Raw genomic sequence first — 18568 nt, forward strand, 5'->3', positions numbered from 1 at the left:
CTAGTTGGTTCGATTATTGCATCGGGCCACGATCGTCACAGCGCCCTCGCTAACCCGCAGATTTCTCCCTGTTTTTGTCACGACTTCGGCCGGGTTTTCACCCGGCCTTCGCATTTGGTACCGCGCATGAAAGCCTCCCAGTTCTTCGTCTCCACGCTCAAGGAAGCGCCCGCCGATGCCGAGGTCGTCAGCCACAAGCTGATGATGCGCGCCGGCATGATCAAGCGCCTGGGCGCGGGCATTTACAACTACATGCCGATGGGACTTCGCGTCATCCGCAAGGTCGAGAAGATCATCCGCGAGGAGATGGACGCCGCCGGCGCCGTCGAGTGCCTGATGCCTGTCATCCAGCCAGCCGAGCTGTGGCAGGAAACGGGTCGCTTCGACAAGATGGGGCCGGAGCTGTTGCGCGTGAAGGACCGCCACGGTCGCGACTTCATCGTGCAGCCGACGAGCGAAGAGGTCATCACCGACATCGCCCGGCAGGAACTGCGCAGCTACCGCCAGCTGCCCAAAAATTTCTATCACATCCAGACCAAGTTCCGCGACGAGCGCCGCCCCCGCTTCGGCCTGATGCGCGGCCGCGAGTTCACGATGAAGGACGCTTACTCCTTCGACCGTGATGTCGACGCCGCCGGCCGCAGCTACGAAAACATGTACGCGGCCTACTGCAAGATCTTCGACCGCTTCGGCCTGCAGTACCGCGCCGTCGCGGCGGACACCGGCGCCATCGGCGGCGACCGTTCGCACGAGTTCCAGGTCATCGCCGATACGGGCGAGGACGCCATCGTCTACTGCCCGACCAGCGACTACGCCGCCAACATGGAGCTGGCCGAGGCCGTCGCGCTGCTGCCCACCCGCGGCCAGGCGATGCAGACGCTGACCAAGACGCCGACGCCCGGCAAGAGCACTTGCGAGGACGTCGCCGCCTTGCTCGGCCTGCCGCTGTCGCAGACGGTGAAGTCGCTGGTATTGGCCACGGATGAGCTGGACAAGGACGGCAACATCGCCAAGACCCAGGTGTGGCTGCTGCTGGTGCGTGGCGACCATGATCTCAACGAGGTGAAGGCCGGCAAGGTCGAGGGTCTCAAGAGCGGTTTCCGCTTCGCGACGGGCGGGGAGATCGACGCCCACTTCGGCTGCAAGCCTGGTTACCTCGGCCCCATCGGCCTGAAGCAGCCGCTCAAGATCGTCGCGGACCGCACGGTCGCCGTCATGAGCGACTTCGTCTGCGGCGCCAACGAAGCTGACTTCCACTTCACCGGCGCGAACTGGGGCCGCGATCTGCCCGAGCCTGACGTCGTTGCAGACCTGCGCAATGTCGTCGCCGGCGACCCCTCGCCCGACGGCAAGGGCGTACTCGCCATCCAGCGTGGCATCGAGGTCGGTCATGTCTTCTATCTCGGCACCAAGTACTCAGCCGCGATGAACGCCACCTTCCTTGACGAGAACGGCAAGCCCAAGCTGATGGAGATGGGCTGCTACGGCATCGGGGTCACGCGCATCCTCGGCGCGGCCATCGAACAGAACCACGACGCGCGCGGCATCATCTGGCCGGACGCCATTGCGCCTTTCACCGCCGTCATCTGCCCGATCGGCATGGACCGCAGTGAAGAGGTCAAGGCCGCCGCCACGCAGCTCTACGACGAGCTGAAGACACTGGGCATCGACGTGCTGCTCGATGACCGTGGCGAACGCCCTGGCGCGATGTTCGCGGACTGGGAGCTGATCGGCGTGCCGCATCGTGTCGTGCTGTCGGACCGTGGCCTCAAGGAAGGTCAGGTCGAGTACCAGGGCCGCCGTGACGAGGCTGCCACCAAGCTGGCCGTCGCTGATGTCGCGGGCCATCTGAAAGGCCTGCTCAAGCTTTGAAGCGCCGCCTTGCGGTTCTGGGCCTGCTCGCCGCACCGTTCGGCGCGCGCGCCGGTGCCCAGCGCGAGGAGCCGCTGGCGGATTCCATTCGCTCGGCCCTCAGCGCGTCCATTGCGCAGAACGCGCCGCCGCGGCCCAGCTTCAACGAAGTCGATGCCCGCATGGCGTATCTGCGCTGGCTGGGCGCCATGAGCGAGCGGCTGAAGAAGCGCAAGACCGAGACGCAGATCCGCATCGAGTTCCTTGAGACTGTCTGGTACGAAGCCAGGCGCGCCGGTCTGGAGCCCAGCCTGGTGCTCGGCCTCATCCAGGTCGAAAGCGGCTTTCGCAAATACGCCATCAGCACGGCCGGCGCACGCGGCTACATGCAGGTCATGCCGTTCTGGACGCGCGCCATCGGTGACGGTAACGCGTCGCGCCTTTTTCACATGCAGACCAATCTGCGCTTCGGCTGCGTGATCCTGCGCCATTACCTCGACATCGAGAAGGGCGACCTCTTCCTGGCGCTCGGCCGCTACAACGGCAGTCGCGGCCGGGCCGAGTACCCGAACGCCGTCTTCGGCGCGCGCCGGCAGTGGCTGCTTCCTGGCGAGAAGTGATCAGGGCTTTCCCGGCGTGGCTTGTGGCCGCGTGGGACGGCAGCGTTAGGCTTGGCGGCTTCGTCCACAAGACAACCGCCCGATGCCCGCTGCCCACCGCTTTGCGCCCCTGATCGTTTCCTTCCTGCTGTCAACCGGCCTGGCCGGCGCCCAGCCCGCCGCCAATCCATTGCTGACCATCAGCCCGCTGCCGCTGCGCTATCCGCAGTTCGACAAGCTGCGCGACGAGCATTTCGCACCGGCGCTCGACCAGGGCATGGCCGAGCAACTGACCGAGATGCAGGCTATTGCCGACAACCCGGCGGCGCCCACCTTCGACAACACCATCGTCGCCTGGGAGAAAAGCGGTCGCCTGCTGGCGCGCACGACCTCGATGCTGTCCAACCTGGTCGGCACGGACGCCAACCCGGCCCGGCAGCAGGTGCAGTCGGACTACGCACCCAGGCTCGCCGCGCAGCGCGATGCGGTGCTGCTCAACCCCAAGCTCTTTGCCCGTGTCGAAGCCCTCTACGCGGCGCGCGACACGGCTGCGCCGACGTCCGAAGGCAGGCGCCTCATTGAGCGCTATCGCCGCGACATGGTGCGCGCCGGCGTCCGCCTCGACGACGCGCAGAAGGCACGCATGAAGGCCATCAATGCCGAGCTGGCCACGCTCGGGGCGCGCTTCAACCGGGCGACGCTGGCCGAAGTGAACGACTCGGCCGTGGTCGTCGAGACCGCTAAGGAACTGGTGGGGCTGACCCCGGCCCAGGTCGCCGCGGCGGCCGAGGCGGCGAAGAAGCGCGGCCTGGAAGGCAAGTACCTGCTGACGCTGCTGAACACGACCATCCAGCCCTTCGAGACGCACCTGCAAAACCGCGCGCTCCGCGAGCGCCTGCACCGCGCGTCCGTCGCACGTGGCGCGCGTGGCAATGCCAACGACACGACGGCCATCGTCGCCCGCGTGATGACGCTTCGCCAGGAGCGGGCGGCGTTGCTGGGCTATGCGACGCCGGCGGCTTTCGTGCTGGAGGAAGAGACCGCTAAATCGGTCGACACCGTCAACGCGCTGCTGCGCCAGCTTGCGCCTGCGGCGATGGCCTCGGCCCGCCAGGAGGCGGCCGAACTGCAGAAGGTGATCGACGAGGAACAGGCCGGCAAGAAGCAGCCCAGCTTCGCGCTGCAGGCCTGGGACTGGAGCTATTTCGCCGACAAGCTGCGCGCCGCCCGGTACGGTTTCGACGAAAGCCAGCTCAAGCCCTATCTGGAAGTGACGAGCGTGCTGGAGCGCGGCGTGTTCTTTGCGGCCAACCAGCTCTACGGCATCAGCTTCAAGCGCCGCACCGACCTCCCGGTCTACCGCGACGACATCAGCGTCTACGACGTCTTTGACAACAACGGCAAGCAGCTCGCCATCTTCATCGCCGACCTTTATGCACGGCCCAGCAAGCGCGGCGGCGCATGGGCGAATGCCTATGTGAGCCACAACGCGCTGGAAGGCACCCAGCCGGTCGTCGCCAACCACCTCAACATCCCCAAGCCGCCAGCGGGCGAGCCGACGCTGCTGACCTGGGACGAGGTCAACACGCTGTTCCACGAGTTCGGACATGCGCTGCACGCCATGTTCAACAAGGTCCCCTATCCGAGCCTCGGGCGCACGCCGCGCGACTTCGTCGAATACCCGTCGCAGGTCAACGAGGTCTGGGCCGACTGGCCCAGCGTGCTGGCCAACTATGCGCGCCACCACAAGACCGGCGAGCCGATGCCACGCGAGCTGCTGGACAAGGTGGCGCGCGCCAAGCGCTTCAACCAGGGCTACACGACCGTGTCCTACCTCAGCTCGGCCCTCCTCGACCAGCGACTGCACCAGCTCGATGCTGGCCAGATGCCCGCCGCCGATGACGTCATGGCCTTCGAGGCCAAGGTACTGAAGGAGGAGGGCCTGGACTTCGGACCCGTGCCGCCGCGCTACCGCACGCCCTATTTCAGCCACATGATGGGCGGCTACTCGGCCGGCTACTACGCCTACATCTGGAGTGAAGTGCTGGACGCCGACACCGTGAAATGGCTGATGGCCAATGGCGGCCTCAAGCGCGCCAACGGTGACCAGTTGCGCGCCAAGCTGCTGTCGCGCGGCGGTAGCGAGGACGCGATGGCGATGTTCCGCAACCTCGTCGGCCGCGACCCCAAGATCGAGCCGCTGCTGGAGCGGCGCGGCCTGGTCGTGCAAAAGCCCTGAGCGGGCCTACAGCCCAGTCCAGGTCTTGGGCTGGGCGGCCGCGATGCCGGCCAGCTCAAGCACGCGCTCGACGGTCTCGTTGACCAATTCGTCGATGCTCTTGGGGTGGTGATAGAAGGCCGGCAGCGGCGGGAAGCAGATGCCGCCCATCTCGGTCACCGCGACCATGTTGCGCAGGTGGGCGAGGTTCAGCGGCGTCTCGCGCACCATCAGGATGAGGCGGCGGCGCTCCTTCAACGTCACGTCGGCAGCACGGGTCAGCAGGTTGTCGCCAAGGCCGTGCGCGATGGCCGCGAGGGACTTCATCGAGCAGGGCGCGACCACCATCGCCGCCGTCGCGAAGCTGCCGCTGGCGATGCAGGCGCCGATGTCGCCGGGCGCATACGCATGGTCGGCTTCAGCCTCCAGCGTGGAGCGGTCCAGGCCGAGCTCGTGATGGGCGTTCAGGATGCCGGCGGGCGTGGCGATCAGGTGGGTCTCGACGCCCAGCTCGCGCGCGCGGCGCAGCAGGCGCAGCGCGTAGGCCGCGCCCGTCGCGCCTGTCAGCCCGACGACAAGACGCGTCACGCCGTGGCCAAGGCCTGTTGCAGCTCACCCGACTCGTACATCTCCATCATGATGTCGGAGCCGCCGACGAATTCGCCGCCGATGTAGAGCTGGGGAATGGTGGGCCAGTTGGCGTAGTCCTTGATGCCCTGGCGAACTTCCTCGTCTTCCAGCACGTTGAAGGTCTTCAGGTCGGTGACGCCGGAAGCCTTCAGGATCTGGATGGCACGACCGGAGAAGCCGCACATCGGGAACTGGGTCGTGCCCTTCATGAAGAGCACGACACGGTTGGACTTGACCAAGTCGTCAATGCGTTGCTGAACGTCGCTCATTGCAGTTCTCATCAAAGGCAAAACCGCAATTATCCGGGACTGAGCCCTGACAGGGGCAGTCCGGTGGACTGGCCCTGCCTGGCGAAGGGGTGGGGTCACTGACCCCACCCCCAGGCCGGCCCTCAATAGCTGTAGGCCAAGCCCAGTTGCAGCAGGGGCTTGAAGCGCAGGTCGCGCATCGCGTCCTCGAATCCCTGGGCGCTGCTGCGGCCCAGCCGCAAGCCGCTGTACGAGCCCGACATCAGGCCGAGGTCGGCGCTGAAGGCAAAGCCGCTGCCCTGCACGCGGCCGGTATAGCCGATGCCGACATAGGACAGGTTGGCACTCGGCTCCAGGGAGTAGGCCTCCATGCTGTTCAAGGACAGGCTGCGCCGGCCGGCCGAGATGGGGCCGCTGCCGAGGGCCAGCCCCCCGCTGCTTTGTGACATGGACAGCGGCCCCAGCAGCAGGCCGCCGGTGGCGCGCAGGCCGCCCTGCACGCTGGAGAAGCCGGAGCTTGTCAGGTAGTAGTCGCCCAGCAGGTTGGCGCTGAGCACGCGTGAGCCGCCGAGGTGCGGTTTGCTGTCGGAGGCACCGTCTGCGCTGCTCAACTGCAAGCGCGCCTGCCAGCGCGGATTGGCATCACTGTTGTCAGCCAAGGCGGGCAACGCAAAAAGGGCAGAGAGGCTCAGAACTGCGGCGCTGGCAAGGCGGGTCATGGTCGTCTCCTGCCGGTGCATCGGGCGGCACCGGGATTTGATACTACGCCGTGCAGTCGGTTACGGGAATGACGAACTGGCAGCAATACATCACACAGTTCTGGGGGGTTTCAGTTCGTTGCAGGCCAGCAGCCGCCACTGGCGCGCGGTCGGTCGCCGAGGTCGCGGCGCAGTTGCACCTGGGTGAACCCACGGCCGCCCAGGCTGTCGGCAACGGCCGCGGCCTGATCCCAGCCATGCTCCAAAAGGAGCCAGCCGCCAGCGTTCAAGTGTTGCGGCGCAGCATCAATGAGGGTTTGAAGGTCAGCCATGCCGTTGCCGCCGGCGGTGAGGGCGGTGATGGGTTCATGGCGCAGCGCCGGCAAGTGCGGGTCGTTGGCGGCGATGTAAGGCGGGTTGCTGACGATCAAGTCGACATGCTGGCCAGCCAACGGCGCGAACCAACTGCCGTGGTGCCAGTCGACCGACAGGGCGAGGCGCTCGCCGTTTGCGCGGGCGATGGCGAGCGCGTCGGCGCTGAAATCAACGGCCGTGACCTTGGCGCGCGGGCAGGCCGCCTTGATGGCCAGCGCGATGGCGCCGCTGCCCGTGCCGAGGTCGACGACGCTTGGCTGGCCGGGCAAGTCCGCCAGCAGCTCCAGCGCCCAGTCAACCAGCGTTTCCGTGTCCGCGCGGGGAATCAGCGTGGCTGGCGTGACCTGCAGCATCAGGCCGTGGAAGGGCTGACAGCCGGTCAGATGAGCCAGCGGTTCGCCGGCGGCCAGCCGGCGCAGCGCCGCCGCCGCGTCGGTCACAAGCGCGTCGCCATGCGCGATCAGCCAGGCGCGGTCGTGGCCGGTCAGATGACCGATGAGCGTCTGGGCATCGCCGCGCTCTACGCCGAGCTGGCGGGCGAGGGCCAGCGCGTCGTCGACCGTCACGCGCGGCCCTCTTCGAGCTGCGCCAGCTGCTCCGCCGCCTGCGCTGCGAGCAGCCCCTGGATCACGTCGTCGAGGTCGCCGTCCATGATCTGGCCGAGCTTGTAGAGCGTCAGGTTGATGCGGTGGTCGGTGAGGCGGCCCTGCGGAAAGTTGTAGGTGCGGATGCGGTCGCTGCGGTCACCGGTGCCGATCAGGCCCTTGCGCGTGGCGGCCTCCTTGGCATCGCGCTCGCTGCGCTCCTTGTCCTGGATGCGTGCCTGCAGCACCTGCAGCGCCTTGGCCTTGTTGCTGTGCTGGCTGCGGCCGTCCTGGCATTCCGCCACGATGCCGGTCGGCAGGTGGACGACGCGCACCGCCGAGTCGGTCTTGTTGATGTGCTGGCCGCCGGCGCCGCTGGCGCGGAAGGTGTCGATGCGCAGGTCGGCCGGGTTCAACGTGATGGCCTCGGTCTCGTCGGGCTCCGGCATCACGGCGATCGTGCAGGCGCTGGTGTGGATGCGGCCTTGCGCCTCGGTCGCCGGCACGCGCTGCACACGGTGGCCGCCGCTCTCGAACTTCAGGCGGCCATAGACGCCATCGCCCTCGACGCGCACCACCAGTTCCTTGTAGCCGCCCAGGTCCGATACGTTCTCGGACAGGATCTCCGTGCGCCAGCCCTGGCCTTCGGCAAAGCGCAGGTACATGCGCGCCAGGTCGCCGGCGAACAGGGCCGATTCGTCGCCACCGGCACCGGCGCGAATTTCGAGGAAGGCGTTGCGTTCGTCGTCCGGGTCTTTGGGGATGAGGGCGAGTTGCAGCTCGGCGTCGAGCGCGGTCAGTGCTGACTCGGCGTTTGCAATCTCTTCCCGCGCCATCTCGGCCATCTCGGGGTCGGCCAGCATGTCGCGCGCGGCGGCGAGGTCGGCCTCGTGCGCCTGATAGCGGCGGTAGCGCTCGACGAGGCCGGCCACCTCGGACTGCTCCTTGGTCAGCGCACGGTAGCGCTTCATGTCCGAGGCAATGCTGCCGTCGGCAAGGATGGTGTCCAGCTCGGCGAGGCGATAGCCGAGGCGGTCGAACTGCTGGCGCAGGGAGTCTTTCATGGGCGGCGAATGGAGAGGCAGTCAGGGGCGGCGCGGGCGCGCCGGGCGGCGGCGGTGAGCGCCGCTAAGACTGCTTGTTGCCGCGCAGGAAGAGGCGCGACACGGTCTGCGCCAGCTGCAGGCGCTGCTCGCCGTCGCTGGCGTTCAACTCTGCCAGCGTGCCGTGAAGCAACTTCTGCGTGAGGGCCTTCGACAGCGCATCCAGCACCTCGTCCACATCCGCGCCCTTGGCCAGCAGCTTGCGGGCGCGGGCGATCTCCAGCTCGCGCCAGTCGTCGGCCTGCGCGTGCAGGGCCTGGATCAGGGGCACGGTGTGGCGCTGGTCCAGCCAGTGCATGAAGCTCTGCACGCCGGTCTCGACGATGGCCTCGGCCTGCTCGACGGCGGCCTGGCGCTTCTCACCGGCGGTCTGCACCTGCACGGCCAGCTCGTCGACGGTATAGAGATAGACGTCGTCCAGCTGGGCGACCTCGGGCTCGATGTCGCGCGGCACGGCCAGGTCGACCATGAACATCGGGCGATGCTTGCGTTTCTTCAGCGCGCGCTCGACGGCGCCCAGGCCGATCAGCGGCAGGCTCGATGCCGTGCAGGAGACGACGATGTCGAACTCGTGCATGCGGTCGGGCAGGTCGGACAGGCGCACGGCCTCGGCGCCGAAGCGGATGGCCAGCTTCTCGCCACGCTCCAGCGTGCGGTTGGCGACAGCCATGTGGCGGGGCGTCTTGGCGGCGAAGTGAGTCGCCGTCAGCTCGATCATTTCGCCAGCGCCGACGAACAGCACGCGCGTCTTGGCCAGGTCTTCGAACAGCTGGCCGGCCAAGCGCACGGCGGCGGCGGCCATGCTGATCGAGTGGGCGCCGATCTCGGTGGAGCTGCGCACTTCCTTGGCGACCGAGAAGCTGCGCTGGAACAGCTGGTGCAGCGTGGTTCCCAAAGCGCCGGCGGCCTCGGCTTCCTTCACGGCCTGCTTCATCTGGCCAAGGATCTGCGGCTCGCCCAAGACCATGGAGTCGAGCCCGCTGGCGACGCGGAAGGCATGGCGCGCGGCGGCGCTGCCCTGCATCACGTAGGCGTGTTCGCGCAGCGCGCCGGCCTCCACGCCACCCGTCTGTGCCAGCCAGGCGATGGCAGGCTGGACCTGAGCCGACGGCGCGGCCACGTAGACCTCGGTGCGGTTGCAGGTCGACAGGATCGCCGCCTCGGGCGTGCCGGGCAGCTTCTGACGCAGGCCGGTCAGCGACGGCGCAAGTTGCTCCAGCGTGAACGCAAACCGCCCGCGCAGATCGAGCGGGGCGGTGTTGTGATTCAAGCCGAGAGCAAAGACCGACATGGGTTGAATTGTAGGATTCGGCGCTTTTCAGCGACTGACAACGGTCAAGCCCGAATGAGCCCTCTCGACGCCTTCTGGCACATCGCCAACCTGTTCGCTCCCGCCTGGGGGCTGGCGGCTTTGCTGGCGTTGGCGATCAAAGGGCTGTGGCGGCGTGAGGCGAAGTCTTTGGGGTGGCGGAAGTTGTGGGCCTGGGGCGCGGCGGGCGGCACGGCTGCCGTCATTGCCGCAGTGGTGCTGCTCGGCCGCGACGGCAAGATGGCAGGCTATGCCTTGCTGGTGATCGGCGTGGCCCTGCCACAGTGGTGGCTGCTCAGCTTCAAGCGCTGAGGACTTCCTCGGTCGTCACGACCTCGGCGCGCAACGAGTGCGCGAAGGCGGTCGTGATGCGCACGTCGACCAGCTGATTCATCAGCCGCAGCGAGCCCGGGAAGTTGACGATGCGGTTGCATTCGGTGCGGCCCATCAGCTCGGTCGCGTCCTTGCGGGCGGTGCCGGTGACGAGCACCTTCTCGACCTTGCCGACCATGCCTTGCGAGATCGTCAGCGCGTGCGCTTCGATGGCGGCCTGCAGCTCCTGCAGCCGCTTCACCTTGACCTCGTAGGGCGTCGTGTCCTCCAGCGCCGCGGCCGGCGTGCCGGGGCGGGGGCTGAAAATGAAGCTGAAGCTCGCGTCGAAGCCGACGTCGTGCACGAGCTTCATCAGCTTGGCATGGTCTTCGTCCGTCTCGCCGGGGAAGCCGACGATGAAGTCGCTGGCCAAGCGCAGGTCCGGACGGATGGCGCGCAGCTTGCGCACGGAGCTCTTGAACTCCAGCGCCGTGTAGCCGCGCTTCATCGCCATCAGGATGCGGTCGCTGCCGTGCTGCACGGGCAGGTGCAGGTGGTTCACCAGCTGCGGGATCTTGCCGTAGGCCTCGATGAGGCGCGGGCTGAACTCGTTGGGGTGGCTGGTGGTGAAGCGAAGGCGCTTGATGCCGGGGATCTCGGCCGCGTATTCCAGCAGCAGAGCCAGGTCGGCGAACTCGGCCGTGTCACCCATCTTGCCCCGGTAGGCATTGACGTTCTGGCCCAGCAGGTTGATCTCCATGACGCCCTGGTCGGCCAGTCCGGCGATCTCGGTCAGCACGTCGTCGAAGGGCCGCGAGACCTCTTCGCCGCGGGTGTAAGGCACCACGCAATAGCTGCAGTACTTGGAGCAGCCTTCCATGATCGACACGAAAGCGCTGGCGCCTTCCACCTTGGCCGGCGGCAAGTGGTCGAACTTTTCGATCTCGGGGAAGGAGATGTCCACCTGCGGGCGGCGCTGTTCGCGGCGGGCGTCCAGCATGGCGGGCAGGCGGTGCAGCGTCTGCGGGCCGAAGACGACGTCCACATACGGCGCGCGCTCGATGATGGCCGCACCTTCCTGCGACGCGACGCAACCGCCCACGCCGATCATGACGCCCTTGGCCTTCAGGTGCTTCACGCGGCCGAGGTCGCTGAAGACCTTCTCCTGCGCTTTCTCGCGCACCGAGCAGGTGTTGAAGAGGATGAGGTCGGCCTGCTCGGGGTCGTTGGTCGGCTCGTAGCCCTGGGCAGCGCCCAGCACGTCGGCCATCTTGTCCGAGTCGTACTCGTTCATCTGGCAGCCGAAGGTCTTGATGTAGACCTTTTTGGAGATCACATCGGTCATTGCTTAATCCAGGTTTGGTTGCCGCCGTTGAACTGCCACGTGGCGGCTTCGGCTCGTGTCGTCGGCCAGGTCTTGTTGGCAAGCTCGGCGGCGTTCAGCACCCACACGTCCATGATCAGACCGCTGTTCTCAACCGTGTAATGAACGACGAGCTTCTGCCCGGTGATGCCGGCCGGTTGCACGAGCAGGTTGTTCTCGCCCTTGACTCGGCTGCCTGGCGCGAACCGCGCGGGCTTGCCGTTCAGTAATGCGTCGGGATGCTGTGTGACGACGAGTTCGCCACGCAGGGTTTGCGGCGTGAAGAAGCGATGCGTCTGCGCCTGGGCAGCGAGACAGCTGACGGCAAGCGTCAGGGCAAGAACACAGCGGTACATGGCATGTCCAGTGGCTGCGAGAGCAGGCATCTTCAACGAAGACGCTGCGGAAATGAAAACGGCCCGAGGGATGCTCGGGCCGTTCCGGATTTTGGTGGCGCTTCAGGGACTCGAACCCCGGACCTGTGGATTATGATTCCATCGCTCTAACCAACTGAGCTAAAGCGCCTGAGCCCGCCATTCTAAGCGAAGTTTTTTCAGGCTGGCAAGCGTGTCGCGCAGATCAAGGTGCGACGGGGCGCAGGAAGGACTGCAGCGGCTGGCCCGGCAGGCGCTTCAGGGCCTCCACGAGCTGGGTGGCGTTGAAAACCGCGCCGGCGTCATTCGTGTGCGTGCGGGCGTCGGAGAAGAAGGTGTCGACCTTGTCGGCGCCGACTGCGCGGTAGGCCTCGGCGACCAGCAGCGTCAGGTCGATGAACTGGGCGCCGTTGGCGCGGGCGACCTGCTCGCCCCAGGCGGCGTAGTTCTCGAAGTCGCGCGGCTGCTCGGGCTTCCAGCGGTCCTTGTGCGGGATGGGCGACAGCACGACGACGCTCGCACCCTTTGCCTTGGCATCGTTGATGTAGCGAGCCAGGTACCACCCAAAGCTCTGCACCATCTCCTTCGTGCCGTCGGGCCGTGTGTCCTCCACGGTCTCGGGCCCGATGCCGGGCACCGAGCCACGGTTCTTGCCGGCCGGGTCGCCGATGCGGGCGCCGTCGTTGTGGCCGAACTGGATCAGCAGCGTGTCGCCGGCTTTCAACTGTTCCAGCACCGCGGCCCAGCGCCCTTCGGTGAAGAAGGTGCGGCTGCTGCGGCCGCCGATGGCGTTGTTGACGACGTTGATGCGCTGCGTGTCGAAGAAGAGCGCCACACGCTCGCCCCAGCCATAGGCGCCGTTCTGGCCGCCGCTGCGCACGGTGGAGTCGCCGATCAGCACGAGGCTGGGCAGCTTCGGGTCGCGCGGGGCCTCGACCCTGACCTTGCGGGCGTCGACGACGGGCCGGTCGTCCGACCCGTCGGGTGCGAAGCGCTGCTTGTAGACGTCCTCCGGCAGCACCTTGTTCTGCAGTAGCCCGGCAATCACCAGTTGGGCATTGACAGCCGCACCCAGCCAGTTGGTGTGCACGGTTTCTGGATTAGGTGGGAAGAGCGTCGCCACCACGGCCTTGCCCAGTGCCTCGTAGCGTTTGGCACCCCACTCGTTGAGGTCGATGAAGGCGACTTTCTCCTGCCTGGCCACCTCGGCCGCCCAGCCGGCGAAGTTGCCGCCGGCGCGCGTCACCGTCTTGCCGTCGGCTTCCCAGCGCTTGCGGATGACCGGCGAGGCGACGACCGGTGTGGCGCCTGCCGCGCGGATTTCGGCGATGTAGCCACGCAGGTAGGCGCCGTAGGTGGTGACGGTCTCGCGCTTGCCGGTCAGCAGGTTGTCGATCACTTCCTGCTCCGGCCCGGTGCCGCGCAGCACGCCGCGGGCGCGGCTGTTGTCGTTGACCGGGCTGGCGTCGTTGTGGCCGAACTGCATGACGACCCAGTCGCCGCGCTTGATGAAGGGCTTGGTGCGGTCCCAGTGGCCGCTCGTGCGGTACGTCCGGCTGCTCAAGCCGCCGACGGCGCGGTTGACGACGTTGATCTTCTTCAGGTCGAAGTAGGCGGCGATGGGAGTGCCCCAGCCCCACTGGCCGTCGGCGCCCTGGCCCTGGCCATCGTCGCGGCCGTTGCGCACGGTGGAGTCGCCGATGAAGATCAGCGACGGCAGCTCGGGCTTGGCGGGCTCCGGCAGCTGGATCTGGGCGCGCGCTGGGTCGGTCGTGGCTGTGAACTCCTGCGCGTGGGCCAGCGGCAGAGCGAGCAGCAGCGTCGCGAGCATGCGGCGGGTCAGGCGGCGGGTGGTGAGGCGAGTCATGGCGCGCATGCTAGGAGCGATTGCGTCGCCGCTGGCAGCCGCGACAGCGCAAGTTCTTGAGCGATTGGTGGCCAGCAACAGTCCTTGACATGGCGGGGCCTAGAGTCGCCGCACTTCGACCAGCGGGCACTGCCATGCGCTTCAAAAAAACCTTGTTCATTGGTGCTCTGCTCAGCCTGGCACTCAGCTCGGCCTGGGCCCAGATCGGCCAGCGCTTCCCGTCCGAGAAGCGCGTCGTGCCCGACCCGGTCACCGGCACGCCGCTGACCTTCCTGACGACGCAGCCGCGCGGCGACTCCAAGATCTACCCCAGCCACCCGCAGTGGACGGCCGACGGCCAGTGGCTGGTGTTCCGCTCCAACCGCGTCAAGGGCGAGGCCATCGCCGTGCACGAGGCCACGGGCGACCTGGTGCAGGTCACCGAGGGCGGCTACGAGGGCATGCTCAACCTGGCGCAGTCGGGCGGCAACAAGCTGTTCTTCCTGCGCAAGGACCCGACCGGCGCCGCGGGCGACAAGGTCAGGCAGGCCGTCGAGGTGGACCTGGACCGCGTGTTCGCCGACAGCAAGGCCGGCGCGATGAAGCCTGCCAGCGCCTATCAGCGCATCTTCGCCACGCTGCCCGCCGAGCTGGAGGCCTATGGCGACAACGCGCTGGACGCCGACGGCCAGTGGTTCTACTTCCGCATCCAGGGCAAGGCCTACGCCGGCGCGAAGCTGCCGGCCGGCACCAAGGTCGAGCCGCCCTTCGGCCCGCGCCGCATGGGCGCCGGCCCGCACGCCATCGGCAAGGTCAACGTGAAGACGGGCGAGTTCCAGCACGTCGTCTCGGTGCCCTTCCAGATCGGCCACATCCAGAGCAACAGCTGGAACCCGGGCGAACTGGTGTTCAGCTGGGAGACCGGTGGCAAGTCGCCGCAGCGCACCTGGACGGTCAAGGGCGACGGCACCGGCCTGCGCCCGCTCTACCCCGAGGCGCCCTACGAGTGGGTCACGCACGAAGCCTTCATCAGCAAGGACGAGGTGGCGCTTGCCATCATGGGCCACCGCCCCGTCCCGGGTGTCGTCGACGCCAGCCGCCCGGCCGCCACCGACGTGGGCGGCGCCAACCCGGGCCAGGAAGACGGCTGGGGCAACACCGGCACGCGCGAGAAGCCGACCGGCCTGGCCATCGTCAACCTGCGCACGCGCGAGATGACGATTGCCGGCCAGACGCACAAGGGCAGTGGCCTGTGGCACGTGCACGGCTCGCCGGACGGCCGCTTCGCCGTGGGTGACGACTTCAACCGTGATCTCTACCTGATCGACCGCAAGAGCCGCGAAATGATCCTGCTCACCGCCGGCCACAAGACGACGGCGCGAGACCACCCGCATCCGACCTTCAGCCCGGACGGCCGGAAGATCCAGATCCAGTCCGCCATGCTGGCTGCGGACGGGCGCGAGATGAATATCTGCGTGGTGCCGGTGCCGCAGGCCTGGCTGGACCGTAAACCCTGAGTCGGACATATATCGATGTGAGTTTTCGGATTTCTGATTTGAATATTGGGAATCCGTTTTCAAATCAAACGCGTCATTTGATTTGAACCTTGTCGCCAGCTGACCCGATCGCGCGTTCAATGGCGTCTGCGCCTGGGCTGGCGCGCCGGGATAATCATGGCGTTGATTGAGATCTGAGCTGCACAAGGGTTAACGCGGTGCAAAGTGATCATGGTCGTGATTCTTTGCTGCGCGGTGAACACAGCGTGAATCCCGACCTCTAGACTGATCTCGGGGCAATAAGAAAGAGCGTGGTTTGAACCGCTCACCTCGATATTCTGGAGACTCACAAATGCTGAAGATGAATCACGGCCGCGCGCCGGTTTCACGTTGGACCCCGCTGGCCCTCGCCGTCGCGGCCGCACTGGCCAGCCAGGCCCAAGCCCAGCAGGCTGCTGCACCAGCCCCGGCCGCATCGGCGCCGGCCGCCGCCGCTGACAAGAGCGCCCAGCTCGAAACGGTCGTCGTGACCGGCATCCGCAGCTCCATCCGCAGCGCCATCGACCGCAAGAAGAACGCCGGCACGGTGACCGACTCCATCGTGGCCGAGGACATCGACCAGTTCCCCGACAAGAACGTCGGCGAGGCCTTGTCGCGCATCACCGGCGTGCAGCTGTCGCGCGAATTTGGCGAGGGTTCGCAGGTGTCCATACGCGGCGTCGAGCCCGACCTGAACCGTGTGGAGATCAACGGCATGTCCGTGCTGGGCACCAGCGGTGGCGCCGGCCGTGGCGCCGAGCTGCGCGAGCTGGCCTCCGAGCTGATCCAGTCCATCGACGTCGTCAAGGGCACGCAGGCCCGCATGACCGAAGGCGGCGTCGGCGGCACGGTGATGATCACGACCCGCAAGCCGCTGGACTTCAAGCAGCGCACCGTGGCGGGCAGCATCGCCGGCGAGCAAGCCAGCCTGCGCGGCGGCGTGCAGCCCCGCGCCACGCTGCTGCTGGCGGACAAGTTCTTCGACGGCCGCCTGGGCCTGATGGCCAACCTCGTCTACGACAAGGTCCACACCCGCGGCGACTTTGCCCGCAACACCTCGTGGAACTTCCTGCGCGACTGGGACATGTCGCCCGAGAAGACGGTCACCAGCCTGAATGCCAATGCCGCCGCGGTGAGTGCCTCGACAGGATGCGCGGCGCTGGCCGCCGCCGACCGCGCGCCCTGCCTGAGCCAGTGGTTCGACTACGCGCCGCGCATCTCGCGCTACGGCCTGTGGACGCGTGACCACGAGCGCAAGACGGCCGAAGTGACGGCCCAGTACAAGTTCAGCGACCAGTTCGACGCCTACGTCAGTCACCAGATCAACTCGCAGGCGCAGAAGCTCAACGACATGAACTTTGGCACCGACCTGACGGCGGTGACCCGGCTCAACAGCGCGGGCAATGCGCCGATCTACCGCCCCGACGCGACGGTGCTGACGGCCGGCACCTGCGTGGGTGCCCCCGGCACCACGACGCCGGCCGGGATGGTGGTCGAGAACCACCATGTCACGCAGTACACGGTGGGCAACTGCCTGAACGTGGCGGGCCAGGGTGGTCAGGGCGCGTTCAGCACTTCGGCGCGCGACTTTGCGCTGGATATCAAGTCCCAGTACACGACCGCCGGCTTCAAGTTCAAGAACGATTCCTGGCGCATCGAGGGCCTGCTGGGTGATTCCAAGTCGGACTACAAGAGCGACAGCAACAACATCGTGCTGACGCAGAACGCGCCTGGCCTGGTCGTCAAGCTAGACGACCAGCGCCTGCCGCAGTTCACCTTTCCCAGTGGCTACAGCCCCGACAGCGCTGCGTCCTATGTGCAGGCGCAGTTGCAGTACCGCCCGTCTGCCACAGCCAACAAGGAGCGCCAGGCCAAGCTGGACCTCTCGTACAACATCGACCGCGGCATCTTCGGCACGCTGCACTTCGGCGGCCAGGCGCGCGAGTCCAGCTCGCGCCAGTACAACGGCGGCGGCTACCTGGTGCAGAACAACGGCAGCCTGACCAACACGACGGAAGCGGTGGACATCAACGCCCGCAGCGCCAACGTCAACCAGACCATCATCTTCGACCCGCTCTACACCGGCACGGCCCAGCGCGCCAACGACGTTCAGAACTTCATCAACAGCGGTCACCGCACGTCCTACGTGAATGGCGCCCGCATGCAGGAGATCGTCAACCTGCTGCGCACGACCTCGCCCGGCACCTTCTTCAACGGCTACAAAGACGCCGGCAACCTGCCGGGCGGCTGGACGGCGCCGAGCTATGTCGCGGCCGCCGGCTCGGGCATTTTCGACACCAGCGCCTTCAACCACGCCTACCTCTACGAAACCCCGGGCAGCGACGGCAAGACCTATCCGCAGATCCCTGCCTTTGACATCTCCGAGAAGATCAAGGCCGCCTACCTGCAGCTGGACTGGGGCACCGAAGTCTTCGGCATGGGCCTGGACGGCAATGTCGGCGTGCGCTACGCCAAGACCGACGTGAACTCCATCGGCCTGCAGACCGACCGCACCTGCAACCCGGCCACCGTGTCGACCTGCTCGGTGGTCGTCAACAGCAACACCGTCGTTGCCATCGACAACAGCTACAGCGACGTGCTGCCCAGCATCAACGCCGCGCTGCAGCTGGTGCCCAACAAGCTGATCCTGCGCGCCGGCTGGGGCAAGGTCATGGCGCGCCCGGCCATCGACCTGCTGGCGCCCAATGTCACCTGCACCACGGGCAGCGGCAACCCCTCGCGCGGCGGCGACGGCACCGACGACTGCTCGGCCGGCAACCCCGAGCTCAAGCCCTACCGCGCGACCAAGGAAGACTTGAGCCTGGAGTGGTACCCGGACCGCGACACCCAGCTGAGCCTGGCCGTGTTCCGCACCAACATCGACACCTATGTGCGCAAGGGCATCTACCAGCCGCAGGTGAACTTCTACGGCGACGGCCGCCTGTTCGACGTGACCCAGGCGGTCAACGGCCAAGGCGCCCGAACCCAAGGCCTGGAACTGGCCGGCCGCACGCCGCTGTCCTTTCTGCCCGGGTTCATGAGCGGCTTCGGCGTCGACGCCAACGTCACCCGCATGGGCTTCAGCTACGCGGCCGGCAACGAGCTGATCAGCCCGCTCGACAACTCGGTGCTGCCCTATCCGGGCCTGTCCAAGCTGGCCTACAACCTGGGCCTGTGGTACGACCGCGACCAGTTCAACGCCCGCCTCGCCTGGCACCACCGCAGCAAGTACTACACGGGTGGCAACGACGTCTCCGGCAACCCCAACTTCCGCGATGCCAGCGGCTACCTGGACGCCAAGTTCCAGTGGAAGGCCACCAAGCAGCTGACCCTCTCGGTCGAGGCCAAGAACCTGACTGACCAGGCCGAGCTGACCTATGCGGGTGACCTGTCGCGCCCCAATGAGCTGGCCTGGTCTGGCCGTCGCTACTACGTGACGCTGAGCTACAAGCTCTGATCCGCCTTTCATTGAAGTGAACTCCAGGCCGGCATGGCCTCTGTTGTTGCGCTGACCTCCAAGCGC

Annotated in this window: 15 protein-coding genes and 1 tRNA gene; 6 read left to right on the plus strand and 10 right to left on the minus strand. The window is 66.9% G+C overall.

Annotation, left to right across the window (positions count from 1 at the left end):
- Positions 1-126: 126 nt before the first annotated feature.
- The 3 genes from ASC81_RS03675 (at position 127) to ASC81_RS03685 (ending at position 4689) form a co-directional block, all read left to right on the plus strand.
- Complete coding sequence (locus ASC81_RS03675) at positions 127-1872, plus strand: proline--tRNA ligase (protein WP_056262839.1); 1746 nt, start codon at positions 127-129, stop codon at positions 1870-1872.
- On the plus strand, positions 1869-2471 hold the full coding sequence (locus ASC81_RS03680; RefSeq protein ID WP_056262842.1) for a lytic transglycosylase domain-containing protein: 603 nt from the start codon (positions 1869-1871) through the stop codon (positions 2469-2471). The genes ASC81_RS03675 and ASC81_RS03680 overlap by 4 nt, the downstream gene beginning before the upstream one ends.
- A gap of 82 nt (positions 2472-2553) precedes the next feature.
- Positions 2554-4689: a M3 family metallopeptidase gene (locus ASC81_RS03685; protein ID WP_082536228.1), complete on the plus strand. Its 2136-nt coding sequence runs from the start codon at positions 2554-2556 to the stop codon at positions 4687-4689.
- A gap of 6 nt (positions 4690-4695) precedes the next feature.
- Here ASC81_RS03685 and ASC81_RS03690 read toward each other — a convergent pair whose 3' ends face one another.
- From ASC81_RS03690 to hemA, 6 genes are all read right to left on the minus strand, one after another.
- Positions 4696-5256, minus strand: coding sequence for a UbiX family flavin prenyltransferase (locus ASC81_RS03690; protein ID WP_056262843.1), 561 nt, complete (start codon positions 5254-5256; stop codon positions 4696-4698).
- Positions 5253-5567: a Grx4 family monothiol glutaredoxin gene (gene grxD, locus ASC81_RS03695; RefSeq protein ID WP_056262846.1), complete on the minus strand. Its 315-nt coding sequence runs from the start codon at positions 5565-5567 to the stop codon at positions 5253-5255. The genes ASC81_RS03690 and grxD overlap by 4 nt, the downstream gene beginning before the upstream one ends.
- A 122-nt stretch (positions 5568-5689) precedes the next feature.
- Positions 5690-6265 carry a hypothetical protein gene (locus ASC81_RS03700; protein ID WP_156391714.1) on the minus strand — a complete coding sequence of 192 codons (576 nt, stop codon included), beginning with the start codon at positions 6263-6265 and terminating at the stop codon, positions 5690-5692.
- Positions 6266-6375: 110 nt separating this feature from the next.
- The gene (gene prmC / locus ASC81_RS03705; RefSeq protein ID WP_056262852.1) at positions 6376-7185 is read right to left on the minus strand and encodes a peptide chain release factor N(5)-glutamine methyltransferase; all 810 of its coding nucleotides are present in this window, start codon (positions 7183-7185) and stop codon (positions 6376-6378) included.
- The gene (prfA, locus tag ASC81_RS03710) at positions 7182-8267 is read right to left on the minus strand and encodes a peptide chain release factor 1 (protein ID WP_056262854.1); all 1086 of its coding nucleotides are present in this window, start codon (positions 8265-8267) and stop codon (positions 7182-7184) included. The genes prmC and prfA overlap by 4 nt, the downstream gene beginning before the upstream one ends.
- 64 nt (positions 8268-8331) lie before the next feature.
- Positions 8332-9597 carry a glutamyl-tRNA reductase gene (hemA, locus tag ASC81_RS03715; protein WP_056262857.1) on the minus strand — a complete coding sequence of 422 codons (1266 nt, stop codon included), beginning with the start codon at positions 9595-9597 and terminating at the stop codon, positions 8332-8334.
- 54 nt (positions 9598-9651) lie between these two features.
- Here hemA and ASC81_RS03720 point away from each other — a divergent pair, with 54 nt between their 5' ends.
- Complete coding sequence (locus tag ASC81_RS03720; protein WP_056262860.1) at positions 9652-9927, plus strand: hypothetical protein; 276 nt, start codon at positions 9652-9654, stop codon at positions 9925-9927.
- Here the strand turns inward: ASC81_RS03720 and miaB are convergent.
- The 4 genes from miaB to ASC81_RS03740 form a co-directional block, all read right to left on the minus strand.
- Positions 9917-11272 carry a tRNA (N6-isopentenyl adenosine(37)-C2)-methylthiotransferase MiaB gene (gene miaB / locus ASC81_RS03725; protein WP_200946682.1) on the minus strand — a complete coding sequence of 452 codons (1356 nt, stop codon included), beginning with the start codon at positions 11270-11272 and terminating at the stop codon, positions 9917-9919. The genes ASC81_RS03720 and miaB overlap by 11 nt on opposite strands.
- Positions 11269-11646: a hypothetical protein gene (locus tag ASC81_RS03730; protein WP_056262863.1), complete on the minus strand. Its 378-nt coding sequence runs from the start codon at positions 11644-11646 to the stop codon at positions 11269-11271. The genes miaB and ASC81_RS03730 overlap by 4 nt, the downstream gene beginning before the upstream one ends.
- 92 nt (positions 11647-11738) lie before the next feature.
- Positions 11739-11815, minus strand: a tRNA-Met gene (locus ASC81_RS03735).
- A 54-nt stretch (positions 11816-11869) separates the two neighbouring features.
- Entirely contained in the window at positions 11870-13531 is a 1662-nt protein-coding gene (locus tag ASC81_RS03740) for a rhamnogalacturonan acetylesterase (RefSeq protein ID WP_082536318.1), read from the minus strand.
- Between the two features lie 134 nt (positions 13532-13665).
- On the opposite strand from ASC81_RS03740, the gene ASC81_RS03745 reads away from it, so the two are divergent.
- Both ASC81_RS03745 and ASC81_RS03750 read left to right on the plus strand, forming a co-directional pair.
- Complete coding sequence (locus ASC81_RS03745; protein WP_056262870.1) at positions 13666-15027, plus strand: PD40 domain-containing protein; 1362 nt, start codon at positions 13666-13668, stop codon at positions 15025-15027.
- A gap of 331 nt (positions 15028-15358) precedes the next feature.
- On the plus strand, positions 15359-18502 hold the full coding sequence (locus ASC81_RS03750) for a TonB-dependent receptor (protein WP_156391716.1): 3144 nt from the start codon (positions 15359-15361) through the stop codon (positions 18500-18502).
- The last annotated feature ends 66 nt before the right edge of the window (positions 18503-18568 follow it).

The organism is Pelomonas sp. Root405 (assembly GCF_001425165.1).
Classification (GTDB): domain Bacteria; phylum Pseudomonadota; class Gammaproteobacteria; order Burkholderiales; family Burkholderiaceae_C; genus Pelomonas.

Coding starts and splice junctions, on each gene's coding strand:
- grxD (WP_056262846.1), bottom strand. CDS start 5,567: ATGAGCGACGTTCAGCAACGCATTGACGACTTGGTCAAGTCCAACCGT.
- miaB (WP_200946682.1), bottom strand. CDS start 11,272: ATGACCGATGTGATCTCCAAAAAGGTCTACATCAAGACCTTCGGCTGC.
- ASC81_RS03745 (WP_056262870.1), top strand. CDS start 13,666: ATGCGCTTCAAAAAAACCTTGTTCATTGGTGCTCTGCTCAGCCTGGCA.
- ASC81_RS03720 (WP_056262860.1), top strand. CDS start 9,652: ATGAGCCCTCTCGACGCCTTCTGGCACATCGCCAACCTGTTCGCTCCC.
- ASC81_RS03730 (WP_056262863.1), bottom strand. CDS start 11,646: ATGTACCGCTGTGTTCTTGCCCTGACGCTTGCCGTCAGCTGTCTCGCT.
- ASC81_RS03675 (WP_056262839.1), top strand. CDS start 127: ATGAAAGCCTCCCAGTTCTTCGTCTCCACGCTCAAGGAAGCGCCCGCC.
- ASC81_RS03750 (WP_156391716.1), top strand. CDS start 15,359: ATGCTGAAGATGAATCACGGCCGCGCGCCGGTTTCACGTTGGACCCCG.
- ASC81_RS03740 (WP_082536318.1), bottom strand. CDS start 13,531: ATGACTCGCCTCACCACCCGCCGCCTGACCCGCCGCATGCTCGCGACG.
- prfA (WP_056262854.1), bottom strand. CDS start 8,267: ATGAAAGACTCCCTGCGCCAGCAGTTCGACCGCCTCGGCTATCGCCTC.
- hemA (WP_056262857.1), bottom strand. CDS start 9,597: ATGTCGGTCTTTGCTCTCGGCTTGAATCACAACACCGCCCCGCTCGAT.
- ASC81_RS03700 (WP_156391714.1), bottom strand. CDS start 6,265: ATGACCCGCCTTGCCAGCGCCGCAGTTCTGAGCCTCTCTGCCCTTTTT.
- ASC81_RS03685 (WP_082536228.1), top strand. CDS start 2,554: ATGCCCGCTGCCCACCGCTTTGCGCCCCTGATCGTTTCCTTCCTGCTG.